This is a genomic window from Nibrella viscosa (assembly GCF_039541875.1).
GTDB classification, from domain to species: Bacteria; Bacteroidota; Bacteroidia; order Cytophagales; family Spirosomataceae; genus Nibrella; species Nibrella viscosa.
The window spans coordinates 86,149-106,167 of the sequence record NZ_BAABHB010000019.1 but is presented as its reverse complement, the minus strand read 5'-3'; the positions used below and the strand labels follow the sequence as shown (position 1 = coordinate 106,167).

Below are 20,019 nucleotides of genomic sequence, written 5' to 3'. Positions count from 1 at the left end.
TCTGCGGAGTTGCTGGATGAGTGGTCGGTGGCCATTGGTCAAAGCCCTTATTGAGCCTGGTAGCTACTCCATGGCCGCATAGTTACACATGAACAAAGCGCACTACGACACTTTGGAATGCACCCAAATCAAAACGGATCGGTTATTTTCCTTCGCTACCCATTTAGCGAATTCCCAAGTTTTAATCACAGGGGGATATGATGAAAATCAACGCGCCAGCGCAAATGCATGGCTGTATAGATATTCACCTGACAAAAATTAACTCAGATGCGATTGTTTAGTTTGCCCGTACTAATGATTGAGTAAAAGTATGTGCATACAAAGTGGGCTTGCTGCTATAGCGGGGCGGCAGAATTAACTTTGACTATGTGCCAGTATAAGCATCAATTCAGGCATAAGGAAGACATCGATCTTCCTATTAATTTATCAGCAATGCTGATAAATTAATAGTATTATTCGAAAATTATTTCAGTATGAGAAAGATAATAGCGGGCTTCGCAATAAGCTTAGATGGGTACATCGAAGGTTTAAGCGGAGAATACGACTGGATAATAATGGATAAGGATTTTGATTTTGCAGGACACATGGCAAAGTTTGACACTTTCTTTTTTGGAAGAAATTCCTATGAAAAGCTTAGAAAAGCTGGCAGTGTTTCCTTTCCGGGAATTAAAAACTATGTTTTTTCAAGTTCTTTAAACGTAGTTGACAATGACTTTACTGTTTTAAAAGGAGATATTAGAAAATTAGTACTGAACATTAAACAACAACCCGGAAAAGATATTGCTGTATATGGTGGTGCAAATTTGTTAGCCTCTTTGTTGAACGACAACCTTGTTGATGAATTAAATATATCTGTCATTCCTGTAATTCTTGGTTAAGGTAAACCAATGGTTACTGTATTGAACCATAGAGTTCATCTAACGTTACTTGAAACCAAAACATTTTCAAGTGGAACAGTTCAGTTGAAGTATCAAATTAGAAAACGGCAACAACGCAATTAATAATGGGCTACATGAATGGCGATAGATTGAAATTCTTAAAGCTTAATGTGGACATACCGTTTCCGGCAATGTACAGAAGATTTTCACTGTTCTGTTTTGTGTTTTTACAACTCTGTTGCTTTTCTAAAACTAATGATGCCCAACAGGTGATTAATTCAACCGCTTTGAAGCAAGACTTTGACATTTTACGAAAAACGTTGGAAGAAGCGCATCCCGGACTTTACTGGTACACCGACAGCGTTGTCATGGACAAATTTTTCGACAGCACAAAATTATTGCTGAACCGGGACATGACAGAAATGGAATTTTTTAAATTTCTTCTTCCAGTCATTGCAAATATTAAATGCGGACATACAAACCTAAAACCCTCTCACAATGAAGCGGCTTTTCAATTTACACGCATCTTGCCCTTTGACTTATTTTGTCAAGGTGAAAAGTTATACATCCGCAAAGATTTCACTAACAAAGGATATGAAGGAGTAGAAGTGTTGGCGATTAACAATATAGAAACAAAGAAAATAATCCAAACACTGTTAAACAGCATTCCGTCTGATGGATACAACCAAACTTTCAAATATAACCTATTGACGAAAGGTGCCTTTCGAGAGGGTTATGCCTTGTATTATGGTCAACCGGAGAAGTTTACAATTCAAGCCATCGATAACACCAAAAGTAAGTCTTACACTTTTACAGTTACAGCAATATCCCAAAAAGAAATTTCAACGGTTAAGACAAATCCTCCTCCCCCTTTCGACCTTAGATTCCAGCAAAACATCGCTATTCTTTCCATAAACACGTTTGAAATGAATACCAGACAGTTTAGTGATAGTATATCATCCATCTTCCGAAAGATAAAAGAGAAGAACTCCCAACATTTGATTATGGATTTACGGGAAAACGGAGGGGGTAGAAATGATAATGTTTCCTTACTCTATTCATTTATCGCAGTACGGCCGTTTCGTCATTTAAAAAGTGCAGAAATGAAAACTGGGTCGCTTACATATACTTACTTCATAACCAATGCCAGCAGCACAAACAACTCTACTGTTAATAAATCGGAAAATAAATTTCGTTTGGTGAATGATAGGTATGCTGGAACTCAAACAAAAAGTCCTGCGGTTGACAATGGATTTAAAGGAAATATAATCTTGCTGACATCAGGAACAACCTGCTCAGCGGCTTCGGAATTTGTAGCCATTGCCCATTTTCAAAAAAGAGTAGAAATTGTAGGTGAAGAAACAGGTGGTTGTTACTACGGAGCAACCGGTGGTAATTATCTTAATCTTAAACTGCCCAATAGTGGATTGGAAGTAACAATACCTACTATAAGAATATTAACTGCTGTCGACGAGGATTTTAGTCGTCAGCCAAAAGGACGTGGAACAATTCCTGACTATCAAATATCGCTAAATTTAAAAGATATAATCAGCTTGAAGGATAGACAGCTTGACAAGGCTGTTGAGACATTTAAGAATTATAACTACAGCCAACATTAGTATTAGCACAATATGGGCGGAAGAAAGAAAACATCAGCAGTAGCTCCTTATTCAGCACTGGCTCCTGGCATTATGTTCGCTGTTCAGCTTTTGTAAATAAACTTGTACTTTAGTTCAGCATTTGGCGGAAGTACCAGACAGATGAACCTTGAATACCCATACGGCGCCAATACTTGTCCGTTATGCGGCAAGCTTTGTACGAGTTCTCGATATAAAAAATTCAAATACTTAAAAACATGAAAACCAATTTTAAAAAGGACATTTTCACAATTCTTTTTTGGATAGTCGTTTTTGTCATATCAACTTACTTTTTCTTCAATAGTATATCTGATTATTTACTTGGCAAGCTTGAGGCAAGAAGGGCAAGTGAAAAATGGTGGTTAGTCGTTCATTTTACAGGTGCCGCTTGTACATTATTTCTTGGACCTTTGCAGTTTTGGGCACCTTTTAGAAACCGCTTTAGAAACTGGCATCGTATTGCAGGGAAGTTCTACATAGGGGGGTCAATTATAGCTGCAATTATGGTATTCTATTTACTCTCGAATTATCCTTTGCCGGGTGCCATTCCCTCTTTAGGATTACTTGCGATTATCTGGCTCTTTACTACAATTGTGGCTTTTTGGTTTGCAGTTAAAAAAAATTTTAAACAGCATAAGCAATTCATGATACGCTCCTACGTATGTGGACTCGCCTTTGTTTTTATAAGATTATTTTCAACGACTGATAAGTATACAGGTGTGTTTGGTTTTATGGAAAATAAAGAAGTTAGATTTACAGTTTATGAATGGTTATGCTGGGTATATCCTCTTATGATAACAGAGTTTCTTCTAGTTTGGTATCCATTATTATCGAAACAAAAAGAATCAGATGCTAAACCAGGAGCCAACATGGGTATTGCTGCAAGTTGGGCACGACGTTGGAGCAATCGGCTTCGGTTCGCTATGCAGCAGCGGTTTCGGCTTGACGAATAAAGCCAGGCTATTAGTTCTCAACTTCAAATTCAAAATAAAACCAGGCAGCAGTTGCGGGCAGGAAGTCATAAAATATCCCACTTGCAGCAATACCTGTCCATTAGCGGTAATTGAAGACGCAACAAGAGCATCTTAAATCAAAACAATGGAAAATTATATGGACAACCTAAACCTTGACGTAACTAAATTTCTTGACGACTTGCATCACCCTTTGAGAGCCGAAATAGAACTGTTAAGACTAACAATTTTAAACGCTGATGACAGTATAACAGAAAACATAAAGTGGAATGGACCAAACTATTGTTTTGAGGGCGAAGACCGAATAACAATAAGAATTCATCCACCAAAACAGCTTCAATTAATTTTTCACAGGGGCGTCAAGAAACAACCCCAGCCTAAGGACAAAATCATTGACGACAACTCAGGGCTTCTTGCTTGGAAAGAGAACGATAGAGCAATTGCCTCTTTTAAGGATATTGACAGCATAGAAAAATCTAAATTGAAATTGAAAAGCATTATAAATAGATGGATTAGAGCAACAAAGTCAGCCGTAACGAACCGCTAACAAAGTATTTCCATAAGCGGGGGCTGACGCAATGCTATTGAACAGATGGAAATTATTGAACATTAGTAACTCTATTAAACGGTAGTGCTAAAACTCCCGCCATCGCAAACCCCAAAACGTTAGCGGCAACTTGAAACAACCGTTTCCTATTTGAAAGAAATCTACAGTTTTCAAGTTTTTGTTGCAACTTATCTTAAGGTTCTATATACCGTTCCTTGCCGAATGAACATTGTATAAACTTAAATTTAAAGCTATGCACAAGAGCAACTTCTTTATTGGCATTTTCTTGGTATCGTTAGCCACTTTATTGTTGGAGCTATCGCTTACACGGGTAATGAGCGTAGCCTTATGGTACCATTTCGGCTTTTTGGTAATCTCTACTGCACTATTAGGCTTTGGTACTGCAGGTGTAGTACTGGCAAGCTGGAAGAGGTTACGAGAAGAAATGGATTTGAACAACACATCGGCATGGCTGTCACTGCTGTTCGGTGTAATTACGATTCTTTCCTATTGGGTGCTGCAACAAATTCCTTTTAATCCCTTTTCCGTTGCAACTGACAAACGGCAGCTCTATATTATGCCGCTGTATTACATTACTATTTCAGCTCCTTTTTTTGTTTCCGGCTTAATTATCTCTCTGCTTTTTACACGCCTTTCTAAAAACATGAGCCGGTTGTATGCCGTTGATTTAATCGGTGCGGCATGGGTGCATTTCAGAAATACCAACAAAAGGTACTCATTTTATCATTTAAGCCATACAAGACTCTACTTTCAACATAAATAGACACTATTCAGTCTCAAAAAACACTATGAACCCAGCGATTTTAAACGGATTGGGTTATAAATGAATGCATGCAAGAGTGTTGTTGGTAGTTTTGAAATGCACCCACTTGAATTCCGCTTATCGAAAGAGAAGTCGCCCGGCAATGCCGAATCGTTTTTAATGGTAAGGGCCCGCCCAGGCTTCAGTGGCCGCGACGGTGAAGTAGAAATAGAAGCAAAATTCCCTTCGCCACCTGGCTATATGAACAGCACTAAATGGGTGCCTGCTCCGGGCTTTTCCAATAATTAGAAACACAACCGGGTTACCGTTACCATCAAAAAAAAGGATGAAGACCTGCAGTTCTTTATTGATCAGCATAAAATAGCCGAGTACAAGAAAGCAATTCCGGCAGCTTCGTTCTTTAATGCTTTGTCATTTACTCATGGGCGAAGCGATAAAGAGACGGAAAATTTTTTTATCAGCAATATCAAGATTATTAAAGATTAGACAGTCGCCTAAGACTTACGCAAGGGATGTAAAGAAGAACGCCGAAAGCGAAAGACTGATAAACGTTACCATATCTCCTTTGTGGACCGTATTGTTGCGGACTCTACCCTCCAATTTTGTATTTCTGAGGTTCACGCCACCTCTGCCACAGCAGCAAGCTCTCTCCGTCACCCAGGTTACTGTGAACTTTTAAGCCGCCAAAACCTATTTTATTTGCTTCGTCGAGTAGGTTTACGTAAAATACGCTTCATATAGGAATCCTAATCCTTAGCCATAAATCTGCGATGAACAGAAAACGCATGGTCTGGTTGCCAGTTGTAACTCTTGTCATTTTATCAACACTACAGCTAAGTGGCCTTACAGCAGTTGCCCAGGGGCCGGCACAACGGCCCCCACTCCCGCCTATACCGCTGAAAAGCGACACAACTCATACCCTATCTAAACACTTCATACCAGCCGCTGCCGCCAAAAAAGCACCGGATGCCAGGGGATTTATTCAGCGGTGGCTGGTGCTGGAACCGGTCAAGAAAGATATTGTCCGAAATAATATCTTCACGGATAACTACCTCCGAACCACGTTTGCGGCCGATAATTTTTCCCCTGATTACACCGCCGTTCCTAAAAACGGCGCAACGGCAAACGTAGGCAATCAGGAACTGACATGGTATGCGCTGGACAGCAAGGCGTTTAACGTTAATTTGTACCATTTTACCTACGCCCTGAACAAGCCCAGATACGGCATACTGGTCTGGCTGGTCACGGTCATCGATTGCCCCGACGAAATCCAGAACGTCAGGCTGGCGGCCGGCTGTAATTCCGGCAGCATGTGGTGGCTGAATGGTCAGGAAGCCCTGCTGCTGTCCGGTGACCGGGATATGATTGCCGATAATGGTACATCAGCCCGGTTAACGCTCAAGAAGGGCAGGAACATCATCCGCGGGGCCGTCATCAACGGGCCGGGTATGGCTAACTTCTGCGTTCGTTTCGTAGATGAAAAAGGAGCGCCTGTGAAAAACTTCAGTATTCGTTACGAATGAGTGAAAGAGCGGGGTGCGTAGCCTGAAAGAGTGATAAATCTACAACCTTTTACATGAAACGAATGAAAGCCACTGGCCTGATAGTCTTATTCGCTTTATTGATAACCCAAACTGTACTAGCCCAGGTCGGAAGACCCTTTATCCATGATCCCTCAACCGTTGCTGAATGCGAGGGCAAGTACTACACCTTCGGCACCGGCGGGGGTGGATTGATTTCCGACGATGGCTGGACCTGGTACGGGGGCGGGGTCAGACCGGGTGGTGGAGCGGCTCCTGACGTTCTCAAAATTGGGGATCGGTACCTGGTCACCTATGGCGCAACCGGTGGTTCGCCCAGCCACAAAGGCGCTATTCTGACCATGTGGAACAAAACCCTGGACCCAAAATCCCCTGATTTTAAATACTCCGAACCGGTGGTGGTGGCTACGTCGGACGGCTACGAAGAGAACGACGCCATTGACCCCGGTCTGATGCTGGACCCGACGACCGGACGCCTTTGGCTCACCTACGGCACTTATTTTGGTTATACCCGCCTGATCGAATTAGATCCCAACACCGGAAAACTCAAGGCCGGTAATAAACCCGTGGATGTCGCTATCGTCTGCGAAGCCAGCACGCTGGTGTACCGCGACGGCTGGTACTACCTGCTGGCCACGCACGGGAGTTGCTGCGATGGGGCCAACTCTACCTACAATGTGGTGGTGGGGCGTTCAAAAACAATAACCGGCCCTTACCTCGACAATGTAGGCCGAAGCATGCTGGAAGGGGGCGGCAAGATGGTGGTGGCCACCCGTGGCGGCCTAATCGGTCCGGGGCATTTTGGGCATATCGTGCTGGAGAAAGGCGTCGAAAAAATGTCTCTCCATTACGAAGCCGATTTAGCGCAGGGTGGTCGAAGCGTATTAGGCATTCTGCCGGTGGTCTGGAAAGACGGATGGCCGGTTGCCGGAGAAAAATTTAAAGAAGGCACTTACCAAATAGAATCCGTACGGAGAGGCTATGCCTTAGAACTGGCCGTTGATTTTACCCGAATGCCCGTGGCACCACGCGGATTTGGCCAGCCCAACAATGACCCCATCAGGCCCGTTCCGGCTCAGCAATTGGCCGATGTCATCAAAACCTGGCCAACCGGTCCGATTAATTTGCGAATAGGCGACTATATGTCGCGTCCCCACCAGCAATGGACGATTACCGATGCGCCGGATACCACCGGGTATTTAGGCGGTCCCTATTACAAAATTGTCCTGGCGGGAACCGACCGGGCCTTAGCGGCCACGGCCGATGCCGAAGTCATAACTGTACCAGCCTTTACCGGCGCCCCCGAACAGCTATGGCGCATCGACCAACTGACGGATGGCACCTACCGGATAATGCCTAAGGTAGTACCGAATTCAGGAAAGAAATGGGCGCTGGTGTCGTCCGGAGACAGCACCCCGACATTGGCAGCATTTGATTTCAGCAGCGATAATTCCAAATGGAATTTCAGGGAGCACTAATTTCTAAGTACGTAGCCTATGCTTCGCGCGTTATTCACTGACCTGCTCATTCAGAATCAGGTAAGTTGCCATTTCGCATTCACTGAGTTGACCACCGGGAACCTGCATTACAGACTCACGGACGAGGCAGCATCAGCAGGATTCATTTACCGGCACATCGGCGAGACAATGAACCTGTTTGGCTATTTCTTTGGTTTTCCGCCCGATGTACCTAATACAACCATGGGCAAGACCGACACTGGTCAGGGTGAAGACCTGGCCGAAAGCCGCAGGTTGATCGAGAAAGGATATGCGCTCCTGCAGACTATCATCGAACAGACGTCCGACTCAGATTGGCAGAACGTCATTGAGACACCGTTTTTCGGTACCGTTACCAGGGCCAGACTATTTGCCCATGTGCTGTACCATACGGCATACCATGCCGGCCAGATTGGCTTAACGCTTAAGAAAGGAAGGAGTTCCCACTAGCCGATCAAGCCAATCACCTGATCCTGGAAGCCATTGATACGGGTACGCTGGTGCTCACGCGCTACCAGCGGGTAATTATCACGATCAGAGACAAACGATGACCCATATTCTCGATAATCCCATCTGGCATGCCCTGATCACCGGCAATAAACCATTAGCCTATGGAAGCGGGAACGCCAGGTATCTAAAACGAGATGTAGGCATATTTGCCGGACTGAAGACCAACAGTGACAGCGACTTAACTGACCTGCATGCGTTAATGCCCCCGAAAAGCCTGATTGTGCTCTTCACTGCAGATGAACTAACCATTCCCACCGGCTGGCGTGTGGAGCTGACCAAACCCATTTTACAGATGGTCTATCAGCCCCAACAGGCACAATTGGTTAAGGATATTGATCTGGTACGCCTGCGGGATCAGGATATTCCGGCCATGCTGGAGCTGACCGCGCTGACCAAACCCGGTCCGTTTCTTCCCCGCACCATTGAGCTTGGCAATTACGAAGGCATCTTTCAGGATAACAAGCTGGTTGCCATGGCCGGGCAACGCCTGCAACCCGACCCGTATACGGAGATAAGCGCGGTGTGTACGCACCCCGATCATACCGGTAAGGGGTATGCGGCCAGACTGGTCCGCAGCCAGATCGGCCACATAACCGCAGCCGCACACATTCCGTTTCTGCACCTGGATCTGGACAACACTGCCGCCCGCAAGCTGTACGAAAAGCTGGGCTTTCAGACAAGACGGCACATCAGGGTGTATGTTCTTGAAAAGGAACAACCGTAAATGAACAGACGATCCGAGATCCACGACATACCTCACTTACACAAGACAAGACCTTGACGACAGACAACAGCAACGACCAATCGGCAGAAGCTACCCACGACCTGCCTGCACAACCGTTTTATCACGGCACGAAGGCCGATCTGAAGCCCGGCGACCTGATCGAACCTGGTTTCCAGTCCAACTACGGTCAGCGGAAGAAGGCCAGCTATGTCTACCTGACCGCCACCCTGGATGCGGCAGTCTGGGGCGCCGAACTGGCCCTGGGCGATGGTCCGGGCCGGATTTATCTGGTCGGGCCGACCGGCCCTTTTGAAGATGACCCCAACCTGACGGACAAGAAGTTTCCCGGCAACCCAACCAAATCGTACCGTTCCCGGCATCCGCTTCGGGTCTTCGGAGAGGTCACCGACTGGCAGGGGCACTCCCCCGAGCAGCTTACCGCAATGAAGGCGCATCTGGAGCGACTGAAGCAGTTGGGAATTGAGGCCATTGACGACTAAATTCGTCAGCCGTACACCTTATCCCTGGTACAAACGTTTCTGCCGCAACAATCATTAAATCTTATCGAAAATGCAGCCAGTCACTGTTGCCGATATACGAAAAATAGTCGCTTTAGCCGACCTGCCCGACGAACATCTGCAATGGATACTGGACCATTCGGAGTACGGAGAGTATGAGGACGGAACACAACTAAAAAAAACGGGCGACGAGGCCGATGTCATGATCATGGTCCTCGACGGTAAGGTTAGCTTTTACTTTGATCACCACGGCCGTTTGGTGTATTATTTTTATTATGCCAACGATGCGCTAACGGGTGGAGTCGGCGGCTTATTTCCGTATTCCAGAATGAAAGTTTACCCCGGCTGTTCGTTTGCGGTCGGGCATCTGCGCTGCCTCAAACTGCATAAAAATTATTTTCACGAACTGGAGCAGCTCAATCCTGAGTTTATTCAGCGGCTCATCGGTTACATGACGGAACGGGCAAAACTCGTTGCTACCACCAAAACGCAGCATGAAAAAGTAAGTGCCTTAGGACAATTGGCCGCCGGCATCGCGCACGAACTCAACAATCCCGTAGCGGCTATTAACCGGTTTGCCCATGAATTGAACAAACGAATAGCCCGCAACTATGAACTCACAAAAAACCTGCTCTCAGGGCATTTAACACCCGACCATATTCAGCGTATCCAGGCCTGGGCAGAAAAAAAAGAGAGCGATTCCGCTCCAACAATAAAGCGTACGGCTCTTCAACGCATGGACTATGAAGACGAGTTGTCGGATTGGCTGGAAGACAACGGCATTGCCGAAAGAGAGCTGGCCGAAACGTTAGCGGAAGCTGGATTTTCAACAGAAGAACTCGAAAGCATCCACACCGAATTAGGGCACGCGGCATTTATCCAGGTACTACCGTGGCTGGAGAATTTAGTAAGCTCTCATAACATGTTACAGGACCTGTGTGATGCATCCAGCCGCGTCTCGCACCTGGTGGACTCCATCAAAAGTCATGTGCAAATGGACAGAAGCAATGCGTTGCAACCCACCAACATTCACCAGGATATTGACAATACCCTGACAGTTCTTGGGTTCAAAGTCCGTGAAAAAAACATTGAGGTCGAGAAAAAATTCTGTAGTAACCTGCCCTCCGTTCCCGCTTACGTTGGCGAACTTAACCAGGTTTGGACAAACCTGATTGATAACGCCATCTACGCCCTTCCGACAAACGGAAGGCTTACGATTGAAACGTCCTGTGATCCTAAAATCGTGACGGTTAGTATTGTGGATAATGGCGTGGGAATTCCGGAAGAGATCCGGTCGCGAATTTTTGATCCGTTCTTCACCACCAAAAAAGTAGGTGAAGGAACGGGTATAGGGCTGGACATTGTAAACCGGGTTGTTAAACTTCATAACGGTGAGATAACCGTTAATTCAACCCCCGGCCGAACTGAGTTTGTGGTTTCACTGCCCATTGTGCAGCAATAGGCGTCAAACAATACGCAGTTGAGCAACCCATTAACCTGTTTACGATGAAAGCCTTTACAAAAACGAAATACGGAGGTCCCGAAGTGCTTCAACTGGAAGAGGTAGAAAAGCCCTCGTTGAAAGATGGTCACCTCCTGGTAAAAGTTGTCGCGAATTCGGCTAATCCCGCAGACTGGCATATTCTTCGGGGAAAACCGCTGTTTGCCCGATTCACATTTGGCCTGTTCAAACCCACGAATAAAACTCTGGGGGCCGATTTTGCCGGCATTGTTGAGGAAACCGGCCCAGAAGTCCAGCATTTTAAGGCCGGCGACCGGGTATTTGGTGGGACCCTGACCAGTGGTGCCTTTGCGGAGTACACTTGTGTACCAGCAACTGCTTGCGGCCTGATGCCGGCAGGAGCCGGTTTTGCCGGGATGGCCAGTGTGCCCATCGCCGGCGTTACAGCCTTGCAGGCACTCAGTACGCATGGTCAGCTCAAAGCCGGCGAATCAGTGCTCATCAACGGCGCTTCGGGCGGGGTTGGTCATTTTACAGTACAACTTGCCAAAGTCTATGGGGCTCAGGTAACGGCCGTCTGTTCCAGCAAAAACACAGACTTTGTCCGGACATTAGGGGCCGATCACGTTATGGCCTATGATACTGAAAACATCCACCAACACCGGGGGAAATACGACCTCATTATTGATACCCACGGTAATCTTTCTTTTGCCGACTACAAACGCATGGGACAGCGCGGGGTTGTGGTCGGCTTTACCACCATAGGGCATATGCTTGCGTTGCAGATAAACGCCAAATTCAGTACCTTTCCATTAGCCCAATTTACGGCGGAAGCCAACACCAGTGATTTAGAGACCCTGGCCTCGTTGATTCAGACCGGAAAAATTCACGTCCATATCGACAAAACGTATCCGTATCAAGAAATTCCGGAAGCCATACGCTACATTGAAGCCATGCACACCAGGGGAAAAGTAGCGATGGTCTGGGAAAATTCAATCCCTTTTTACGTCACCCACCGCCATGACCGTTAAACTAATTGTTCTGGCCCTGCTCACCGCCGGGGCCGTTCAGGCACAGCCATCTGTTCCTAAACTTCCCTCCTCACCAACAGCTATCGTAGTCGACAGCAAGGATAACCTGGTCATTCACGCCTATATGGGTCGGGTACTCAGGCTGGCACCCGACGGCACCCTGTCAGTTATCACCGACGACATTCAGAAAGGAATGAGAGGAGCCCCCTACCCCAAGTGTTCGGCCATGGCCATCGACAGCCGGGATAATATCTACATGGCCAACAGTGATATCATCTGGAAAATGACGTCCGACGGCAAAGTCAGCCGCTTTGCCGGGGTACCGTTTATGGCCTCCGTCAAGGACGGTCCTATCGCCACGGCTCAGTTTCGCAGCATCGAGTACATCAAGATCGACGCAGCCGACAACATCTACGTGACCGAGCGGGACAACACCAACAAAGACAACCTCGGCGACTTTTACCTGATTCGCAAAATCGATACCAACGGTCTGGTGACCACGCTGCTCAACACCCGCGAAAACCCGGCTTTTAAATCCAAATGGATTGCCGGTATGGGCGTTGATCACAAAGGCACCCTCTACGTGAGTGATGGTGCCGGGCGGTGTATCAAGAAAGTAGAGCCTGACGGTACCATTACCACCGTAGCCGGCCTGTGCGGCAAGCGGGAGTTCCATCCCGTCTACGTGCAGGGCGACATCAGCAAGGCCGAACTAATGGCCCCGGAGGACATTCTCGTCAACCGGAACGGCGATGTTATCTTCGCCGATGGACGCCTGAATCGAATCATCAAAGTAGCCAACGGGGTGGTAGCGACTATTGCCGGCAACAGCGAGATTCAGTCCAACAGCGTTAACATGGGCGGGCGGTCGAAAGAAGGTTACCAGGACGGGAAAGCGCTGACGGCCCTGTTCAACTTTCCGCAACGCTGCGCCATTGCTATCGACAGCCGGCAGAATATCTACATCCTCGACGGCGGCAACAACTGCATCCGGCGCCTATCGGCCGATGGTATGGTTACTACGGTGGCCAGGTAACAAAGTCTAAAGGTAACGAACAGTGTCTCTATACGAAACATCGACAAGTTGACCCAAAAGCGTATGTGCCCCTTTGCCGGAGCATTGCGGACAACAACGTAAAAGTCTATTTAATGCTGAGACGATTGCCGATCTGCTCGTGGTCCGGCGGTTCAAAACGGGTATCCCAGCACCAGATCGCCAGTTACCCCTTTTGTACTGGTTGCCTGGCTAAAATACGACCGGTTTTCATCTGCTCGCTTTTTATTTACACTACACCCATCAGGAATTGGTTTACCCCACCCTTATTACGCCGGGTTTTCCGCTACCGCTGGCGCAAGGGCCTTTTTTGTTTGTATACACCTGCCAGCAAACTTCTCCTGCCCCATTTAAAAAAAGACAACTGCTTCATTTCCTGCCCATTCTTGTATCCTACCTGTTGTTTAGCAAGTTTTTCTTTTTGCCATTCGACCAGTAGGTTGAGGTATACCAATGAAAAGGGCAGGGCTTCGAAACGCCCATATTGATCAATTTATACGCGGTTTATCTATCAGGCATCGTTTATGTTATCCTCTCCCTGACTAGACTCCTCCGGTACCGGAAAAATCCAATGAACCAGTTTTCCAATACCGACCGGGTTAATGTTAACTGGCTCCTATACCTCATCATCTGGATTATAGGGATCTGGATTATTGCCCTCTTTGTTTAGGAAGACACGCTGATTTTTGGGGCTGCTGCCCTGTTTGTGCTGTGGCTGGGTTATTTCGGAATCAGGCAGGTACAGGTAATCAACCATGGCTCCCCGCAACCGCAGTTCGAGCCGTTGCCCGTTGCCGCTACGAAGGAAGAAAGCACCCATAGTGAGCCTGATGATAGTCTAACCACAGATTTTACCGCACCGGCCGATACAACCGGTGTAAAATACCAGAAGTCGACATTGAGTGATCAGCACGCGTCGCTGATTCATGAGCGATTGAAAGTACTGATGGCCGAACAAAAGCCGTATACTAACCCGGATCTCACCCTGACTGATTTAGCCAGAAGCCTGGGGGTACATCCCAACCACCTGTCGCAGGTCATCAATTCAAAAGAAAGCAAACGCTTTTATGACCTGGTGAACGAAAAAGGTTTTTCTGGTGGGACATTCCTGGGGCGGTATTCTGGCTACGGGCTATGCCGGTAAGTATCCGAATGGCCACCAGGGCCATTTTTCGTTGTATGCCAGAGGTAGTTCCGTCCATTGTCAGAATTTTTGTAGATTATGACGCAATGGTACTTCCCGTTTGGTTGGTACGCATTGATGTTGGGTAAAAAATAAAAAAGCGACTAAACCCATTATGCAGAACCCCCATCCTGATTCCCTCGGCGGAAGACGAACGTTTCTATTTTCAGTTTCCCGACTGGTCGGCACCTCCATGGTTCTGACCATACCCGGCATCGGTCTCGCAGCGCGTACGTGGCAGCCGAACGTTCAATATACCGTCAAACAGGTGATTGACACCATACTAAAAGAAATTCCGGGTGCGCCGTTTGCCAATACCGTCGATCAGTTACGATCCGGCCGTATGGATCAGGAGGTTACCGGTATCGTCACCACGATGTTTCCAACCATTGAGGTGATTGAGCAGACCGCTAAGGCTGGTGCTAATTTTATCATTTCCCACGAAACCCCCTTCTACAACAACCAGGACGAAACCGACTGGTTGAAGGATGACGATGCCTACCGGTATAAAACCAACCTGCTGAACAAACACAAGATCGCCATCTGGCGCTTTCACGATTACTGGCATGCGCACAAGCCCGATGGCATTGCCATGGGTAACCTGATAAAGCTGGGATGGGAAACGTATTACGATGCCAGTAACCCCAGATTGCTCACCTTACCCGCCCCTATGTCGTTAAAATCCATAGTAGCCCTTACCAAAAAAAAGCTGGGAATATCGACGGTTCGCATGGTCGGCGATTTAAATCAGAGTTGCCGTACGGTTTATCTGGCCTTTGGCTATATGGATAGTAAACGGCAGATAGCGGCTATCCAACAGTATAAACCGGATCTGATTCTGAGCGGTGAAACCAGGGAATGGGAGACTGTAGAACGGGTAAGGGATGGCTTACAGATGGGGCAGAAAACCTCTTTATTAATTCTGAGTCATGCGGTCAGCGAAGAGGCCGGTATGGCATATGCCGCTACATGGTTACAGCCCAAAATGCCCGCTATTAAGGTAACCCATATTGCGTCTACCAATCCATTTCAGTTTTTATGAGGTTAACTACCGCCACGACCTCGTGTAAAAACAGTAAGGACATCTATGCAGGCGACTATTCATACAGAAAGGCTTTCCCTCCACCTATTGCAAGCAAGTGACGCTGAATTTATTCGAAAGCTTGTTAACACAGCAGGCTGGCTGCGGTTCATTGGAGACAGAAACGTCCATTCCAGCGAAGATGCAATTGCCTATATAGGAAATATAAGCGCAGCGCAGCATTTAACGTATTGGGTGGTTCGCATTAAAGAACGCGATGTTTCTGTCGGTGTAATTACGTTCATAAAACGAACATATCTGGAGCACTTTGACATTGGCTTTGCCTTTTTGCCGGAGTATACCGGGCAGGGCTATGCGTATGAGGCTGCCCGTGAAATATTATCACTGGTAAGCCAACAGCCTGAATATGCTACGGTTCTTGCAACCACTTTACCTGACAATGTTAGCTCCATCAGGTTATTAACAAAGCTCGGACTGCGTTTTTGCAGGAAAATTGACGTGGGGAGTGACCAGTTGCATGTTTATTCAAATGCAATTTGAAGGCAGCGAAGAAAAATCAGCCCAAAGGAAGAATCACCGTAAACGTTGCTCCTACACCGGGTTTACCTTCGGCCCAAATCTTACCGCCATGGTTCTGCGCTACTTTTTTGCAGAGCGCCAGCCCGATACCGGTACCCGGATATGCCTGTTTGCTGTGTAACCGCTGAAACATTGTAAATATCTTCTGGGAAGCATCGGCATTGAACCCGATTCCGTTATCCTGAACGGCGATGGCAACGTACTGCCTGTGGGAGTCCAGATCCGGATGCTCCCTGATTTCCGGTCTACGCAGTTCCCGACAGGTAATCGTAACGATCGGGGCCACATCTGGCTTAGCAAATTTCAGGGCGTTGTTCAGCAGGTTATAAAACACCTGGTGCATCTGCACATTGACAGCCCGGATTGTCGGTAGTGTATCCGATCTGATACTGGCTTTCTTTTCACTGATGACCAGTTCCAGATCCGCCATAACCGCAGCCAGCACGTCGTTCAGATCTACCGGCGAAAGAAGATCCTCTCTGTTCAGACTGGCATAATTTAGAACATCTTTGAGCGCTGTGCTCATGCGACCGGCAGCATCAACAATTTTATCAAACAATTTCTGGGACGATTCCGACAACCGGTCGTAACTGTCTGATTTCACCATACCCGCAAACATGATGATTTTGCGCAGAGGCTCCTGCAGATCATGATGAGAGACGTAGGTGAACTGCTCCAGTTCTCTGGTTTTCTTTTCCAGCTCCAGTTGATTATGCTTCTGCTCGGTTATATCCCGGATAAAGGCGATAAAGGCAATATCACCGTTTTGGTAGGTAGGCGATATCGTTAAGGAGACATAAAACTCCTGACCCGATTTTTTAAGGGCAGTTATTTCAATTGTTTTATTCAATACCGGGCCCTCACCAGAAGCCAGATAATGCTCCATTCCCCTGGCGTGTGCCTCCCGATACTGGGCAGGTATAATGACAAACTGTAAGGGGTGGTTGATTACCTCCTCGGCTCTCCAACCAAAAACGGCCTCTGCTTTAGGGTTCCAGAAACGAATGTGACTCTCTTTATCGATGACCACCACCGCATCAGGTGCATTAATAAGCAATTGCTGTACGTTCTGTTCTCTTTCCTGTAATTCTTTATTTAAATGCTGTAGCTGCGCTTCATTCTGCAGGCGAAGCGTGATGTCCCGGAAAATCCCCCGCGTATACCAGGGTTTCCCACCATCCAGTTTGGCCGTAACAACGCCTTCGACACTGATCAGTCGGCCACTTTTTGTTTTCAGTTTGAACACAATAGGCTGGCCTGAAATGAGGCCTTCGATGACCTGCCTGCGATATTCTTTGTAGCGTGCCCGGTCACGTTCGTCGATAAACGTGTAAAGCGACTTTCCCTGAATTTCGGCCTGGGTATATTCCAGCAGCGTTGTCCACGATTTATTTACATAGATTAGCGTACTATCTAAGTGAACAATTTGAATAAGGTCATGGGCGTGGTCAAAAAGGTCTTTGAGCCACTCATCACTCGACAGACTTATATCCAGTTGGTTATCCATACGTACTCCGGTATAGGACGGGCAAGTTATGCATTTTGGGAGGAAGAGGAGTCCTCGTGCATAAGATTATCCGGCTACAGTCATAAACGCCCCGTGCGTCCTGCACGTAAAATTGCCCGTTTACTAAACCAGCTTTCCAATTCTGCGCCGAAACTGCCATTTTGCAGGATGGTCGGTCAAACGTTGCGTCTATATCGGAATGCGTACCGGGGCTTTTCGCCCTCGGTGTGGCTGCTGGCGGTGGTGATGTTCATCAACCGCAGCGGAACCATGGTATTGCCGTATCTGACGCTCTACCTGACCCAGCACTTGCACTATAGTGTTACCGATGCGGGCATTATCATGGCCGTGTACGGAACAGGGGCCCTGGCCGGCACCTTCCTCGGCGGCCGCCTGACAGATCGCTTCGGCTTCTACCAGATTCAGTTTTTCAGCCTGTTACTGGCTGGAATTTTTCTGCTGGTTCTCCAGTTCGTACACAGCTTTGCCGGTATCTGCGTGAGTGTGTTCCTGTTTACGCTGGTGGGTGATGCCTTCCGGCCGGCCAACTCAGCCGCCATTGCCTGGTACAGCAAGCCCGAAGACCGCACCCGTGCTTATTCGCTCAACCGGCTGGCTATTAATCTCGGCTGGTCCATCGGCGGAGGCATCGGCGGCTATCTGGCTTCTATCGATTACAGCCTGCTGTTCTGGGCCGATGGGCTGACCTGTATTGTAGCAGCCCTGGTGTTACGCAGCAGGTTGCCGGTGCCGACCGGAAAATCGGCAGAAGCGCATGAAGCCGGTGCGGTGCCGGTTTCTGTACGATCTCCTTACCAGGACCGCTTCTTCATGGCCTTTCTGGTCTTTACAACTCTGTTTGCCATGGCGTTCTTTCAGATATTTACCATGGCCCCGCTGTACTATAAAGAGGTACTCCGGTTAAGTGAGCGGACCATTGGTTTGCTGATGACGATGAACGGTCTGATGGTCGCTTTCATTGAAATGGCGCTGATATACGCCCTGGAGCGCCGGTATGGGCCGCGCAAGATGGGACTGATTGCCTATGGTTCACTGCTTACGGGCGTGGCCTATTTGCTTCTGATCGCCGGCCTATGGCCGGGTTGGGCGTTTATTTCTATGATCGTGCTCACCTTCAGCGAGATGCTGGCCATGCCCTTTATGCAGTCTTTTGCCGTGAGCCGGTCCGATGTTCAAAACCGGGGGCAGTATATGGCCTTATACTCCATGTCGTACGCGTTTGCTCAGATCACCGCCCCGGCTATTGGCTCTCAGATTGTGGCGCTGGCCGGTTTTACTACCTTATGGCTCGTACTGACCGGTTTTGCTACTCTTTCCGCTTTAGGTTTCGTGTGGCTGAGCCGGCAGTCACTTACAACGGCTCCAAGCGTTGAACCTTCGGCAGTGTAAGGAAGCGGAATTATTCTGTTTAGAAAAATCCCCTTTTTACCTGTCCGTTTCTGCTGCTAATTTTTAGCTTTGACCCAAAGAGTAACCGAGTTTCCCTAACTTTTACCCTTGATACTGATGAAAACCTTCAATGTAGGCATTATTGGCTACGGCTGGGTGGCGTCGGCCCATATTGCCGCCATCAATGCCAGTCCCCACGCCCAGGTTACCGCCATCTACTCCTCCCGCCCGCTCAACGATGCGGAGGTCAGCACCCAATGGGGATCAACCATCCGCACCTACACCGATCTGGACGCCATGCTGGCCGACCCTGATCTCCACATTGTTTCTATCTGCAGCTACCCGTATCAGCACAAAGACCACGCTATTGCCGCAGCCAGGGCCGGTAAGCACCTGATCATCGAGAAGCCGCTGGCCCTGTCTTGGGAAGACTGCCTGGCGGTAGAGGCCGTCGTGCAGGAAGCGGGCGTGAAAACCTGCTTCTGCTTTGAATGCCGGTATTCGAGTCAGTTCATGGCGACCAAAGCGGTTCTTGACGAAGGCCTGCTGGGTGAACTGCACTACGGTGAAATCGATTACTACCACGGCATTGGCCCCTGGTACAGCCCCTTTCGCTGGAACATCCGCAAAGATGCCGGGGGCAGTTCGCTGCTCACCGCCGGTTGCCACGCCCTCGATGCGCTGCTGCTCTGCATGGGTACCGATGTGGAAGAGGTAACCAGCTACGACACCAAATCGCGGAGCGAGTTCTTCAAGCCCTACGAATACCCTACCACCAGCGTCACTATCCTGAAGTTCCGGAACGGACGCATCGGCAAATGCGCGGCCGTTGTCGACTGCCTGCAACCCTACTACTTCCACACCCACCTCTGCGGGAGTGAAGGCAGCCTGCTCGACAACAAATTTCATTCGATGAAACTGAGCACCAACCGGAATGCCTGGAGTACGCTGGCCATGAACATGCTCGACTCCGGTGATGTCTCCGATCACCCGTACCTGACTCAGTTCAATACGTTCTTCCAGTCGCTGGAAGCCGGGGTAGATATGCCGCTCACTACCCTGAACGAAGCGATGAAAACTCACAAAATCATTTTTGCAGCCGACGAGTCGGCGGCAACCGGCAAGCCCGTGCAGATATAAGCAGA

At 48.0% G+C, this 20,019-nt stretch carries 19 protein-coding genes and 1 pseudogene; 19 read left to right on the top strand and 1 reads right to left on the bottom strand.

Annotation, left to right across the window (positions count from 1 at the left end; all coding sequences use genetic code 11):
• Window positions 1-473: 473 nt before the first annotated feature.
• The 17 genes and pseudogenes from ABD931_RS27595 to ABD931_RS27520 all read left to right on the top strand — a co-directional run bounded on the left by ABD931_RS27595 (window position 474) and on the right by ABD931_RS27520 (window position 15,918).
• Complete coding sequence (locus ABD931_RS27595; protein ID WP_345271284.1) at window positions 474-878, top strand: dihydrofolate reductase family protein; 405 nt, start codon at window positions 474-476, stop codon at window positions 876-878.
• A 125-nt stretch (window positions 879-1,003) separates the two neighbouring features.
• On the top strand, window positions 1,004-2,497 hold the full coding sequence (locus ABD931_RS27590; RefSeq protein ID WP_345271283.1) for a S41 family peptidase: 1,494 nt from the start codon (window positions 1,004-1,006) through the stop codon (window positions 2,495-2,497).
• A gap of 236 nt (window positions 2,498-2,733) precedes the next feature.
• Entirely contained in the window at window positions 2,734-3,468 is a 735-nt protein-coding gene (locus tag ABD931_RS27585; protein WP_345271282.1) for a DUF2306 domain-containing protein, read from the top strand.
• Between the two features lie 145 nt (window positions 3,469-3,613).
• A complete protein-coding gene (locus ABD931_RS27580) occupies window positions 3,614-4,033 on the top strand; it encodes a DUF1801 domain-containing protein (protein WP_345271280.1) in 420 nt (139 codons plus the stop codon).
• A 253-nt stretch (window positions 4,034-4,286) separates the two neighbouring features.
• Window positions 4,287-4,817, top strand: coding sequence for a spermidine synthase family protein (locus ABD931_RS27575; RefSeq protein WP_345271279.1), 531 nt, complete (start codon window positions 4,287-4,289; stop codon window positions 4,815-4,817).
• A gap of 770 nt (window positions 4,818-5,587) precedes the next feature.
• Window positions 5,588-6,340: an acetylxylan esterase gene (locus ABD931_RS27570; RefSeq protein ID WP_345271278.1), complete on the top strand. Its 753-nt coding sequence runs from the start codon at window positions 5,588-5,590 to the stop codon at window positions 6,338-6,340.
• A 53-nt stretch (window positions 6,341-6,393) separates the two neighbouring features.
• Window positions 6,394-7,836, top strand: coding sequence for a family 43 glycosylhydrolase (locus ABD931_RS27565; RefSeq protein ID WP_345271277.1), 1,443 nt, complete (start codon window positions 6,394-6,396; stop codon window positions 7,834-7,836).
• 18 nt (window positions 7,837-7,854) lie between these two features.
• Window positions 7,855-8,304: a DinB family protein gene (locus tag ABD931_RS27560; protein WP_345271276.1), complete on the top strand. Its 450-nt coding sequence runs from the start codon at window positions 7,855-7,857 to the stop codon at window positions 8,302-8,304.
• Window positions 8,305-8,318: 14 nt separating this feature from the next.
• Window positions 8,319-8,405: pseudogene (locus ABD931_RS29350) on the top strand (hypothetical protein); the annotation flags it as partial.
• Complete coding sequence (locus ABD931_RS27555; RefSeq protein ID WP_345271275.1) at window positions 8,402-9,088, top strand: GNAT family N-acetyltransferase; 687 nt, start codon at window positions 8,402-8,404, stop codon at window positions 9,086-9,088. The pseudogene ABD931_RS29350 and the gene ABD931_RS27555, both read left to right, overlap by 4 nt.
• Window positions 9,089-9,141: 53 nt before the next feature.
• Complete coding sequence (gene arr, locus ABD931_RS27550) at window positions 9,142-9,588, top strand: NAD(+)--rifampin ADP-ribosyltransferase (protein WP_345271274.1); 447 nt, start codon at window positions 9,142-9,144, stop codon at window positions 9,586-9,588.
• A gap of 70 nt (window positions 9,589-9,658) precedes the next feature.
• Entirely contained in the window at window positions 9,659-11,068 is a 1,410-nt protein-coding gene (locus tag ABD931_RS27545) for an ATP-binding protein (RefSeq protein ID WP_345271272.1), read from the top strand.
• A 44-nt stretch (window positions 11,069-11,112) separates the two neighbouring features.
• A complete protein-coding gene (locus ABD931_RS27540) occupies window positions 11,113-12,099 on the top strand; it encodes an NAD(P)-dependent alcohol dehydrogenase (protein WP_345271271.1) in 987 nt (328 codons plus the stop codon).
• Window positions 12,089-13,135 (top strand): NHL domain-containing protein, encoded by a 1,047-nt coding sequence (locus ABD931_RS27535; RefSeq protein ID WP_345271270.1) that lies wholly within the window; start codon window positions 12,089-12,091, stop codon window positions 13,133-13,135. The genes ABD931_RS27540 and ABD931_RS27535 overlap by 11 nt, the downstream gene beginning before the upstream one ends.
• Before the next feature lie 724 nt (window positions 13,136-13,859).
• Complete coding sequence (locus tag ABD931_RS27530; protein ID WP_345271268.1) at window positions 13,860-14,297, top strand: hypothetical protein; 438 nt, start codon at window positions 13,860-13,862, stop codon at window positions 14,295-14,297.
• A 154-nt stretch (window positions 14,298-14,451) separates the two neighbouring features.
• Entirely contained in the window at window positions 14,452-15,378 is a 927-nt protein-coding gene (locus ABD931_RS27525; protein ID WP_345271267.1) for a Nif3-like dinuclear metal center hexameric protein, read from the top strand.
• Window positions 15,379-15,423: 45 nt separating this feature from the next.
• Window positions 15,424-15,918 carry a GNAT family N-acetyltransferase gene (locus tag ABD931_RS27520; RefSeq protein WP_345271266.1) on the top strand — a complete coding sequence of 165 codons (495 nt, stop codon included), beginning with the start codon at window positions 15,424-15,426 and terminating at the stop codon, window positions 15,916-15,918.
• A 16-nt stretch (window positions 15,919-15,934) separates the two neighbouring features.
• Here ABD931_RS27520 and ABD931_RS27515 read toward each other — a convergent pair whose 3' ends face one another.
• Window positions 15,935-17,464, bottom strand: a complete 1,530-nt coding sequence (locus tag ABD931_RS27515; protein WP_345271264.1) for a sensor histidine kinase — start codon at window positions 17,462-17,464, stop codon at window positions 15,935-15,937.
• A 183-nt stretch (window positions 17,465-17,647) separates the two neighbouring features.
• Here ABD931_RS27515 and ABD931_RS27510 point away from each other — a divergent pair, with 183 nt between their 5' ends.
• Both ABD931_RS27510 and ABD931_RS27505 read left to right on the top strand, forming a co-directional pair.
• Window positions 17,648-18,874, top strand: a complete 1,227-nt coding sequence (locus ABD931_RS27510; protein ID WP_345271263.1) for an MDR family MFS transporter — start codon at window positions 17,648-17,650, stop codon at window positions 18,872-18,874.
• A 117-nt stretch (window positions 18,875-18,991) separates the two neighbouring features.
• Window positions 18,992-20,014, top strand: coding sequence for a Gfo/Idh/MocA family protein (locus tag ABD931_RS27505; RefSeq protein ID WP_345271261.1), 1,023 nt, complete (start codon window positions 18,992-18,994; stop codon window positions 20,012-20,014).
• The last annotated feature ends 5 nt before the right edge of the window (window positions 20,015-20,019 follow it).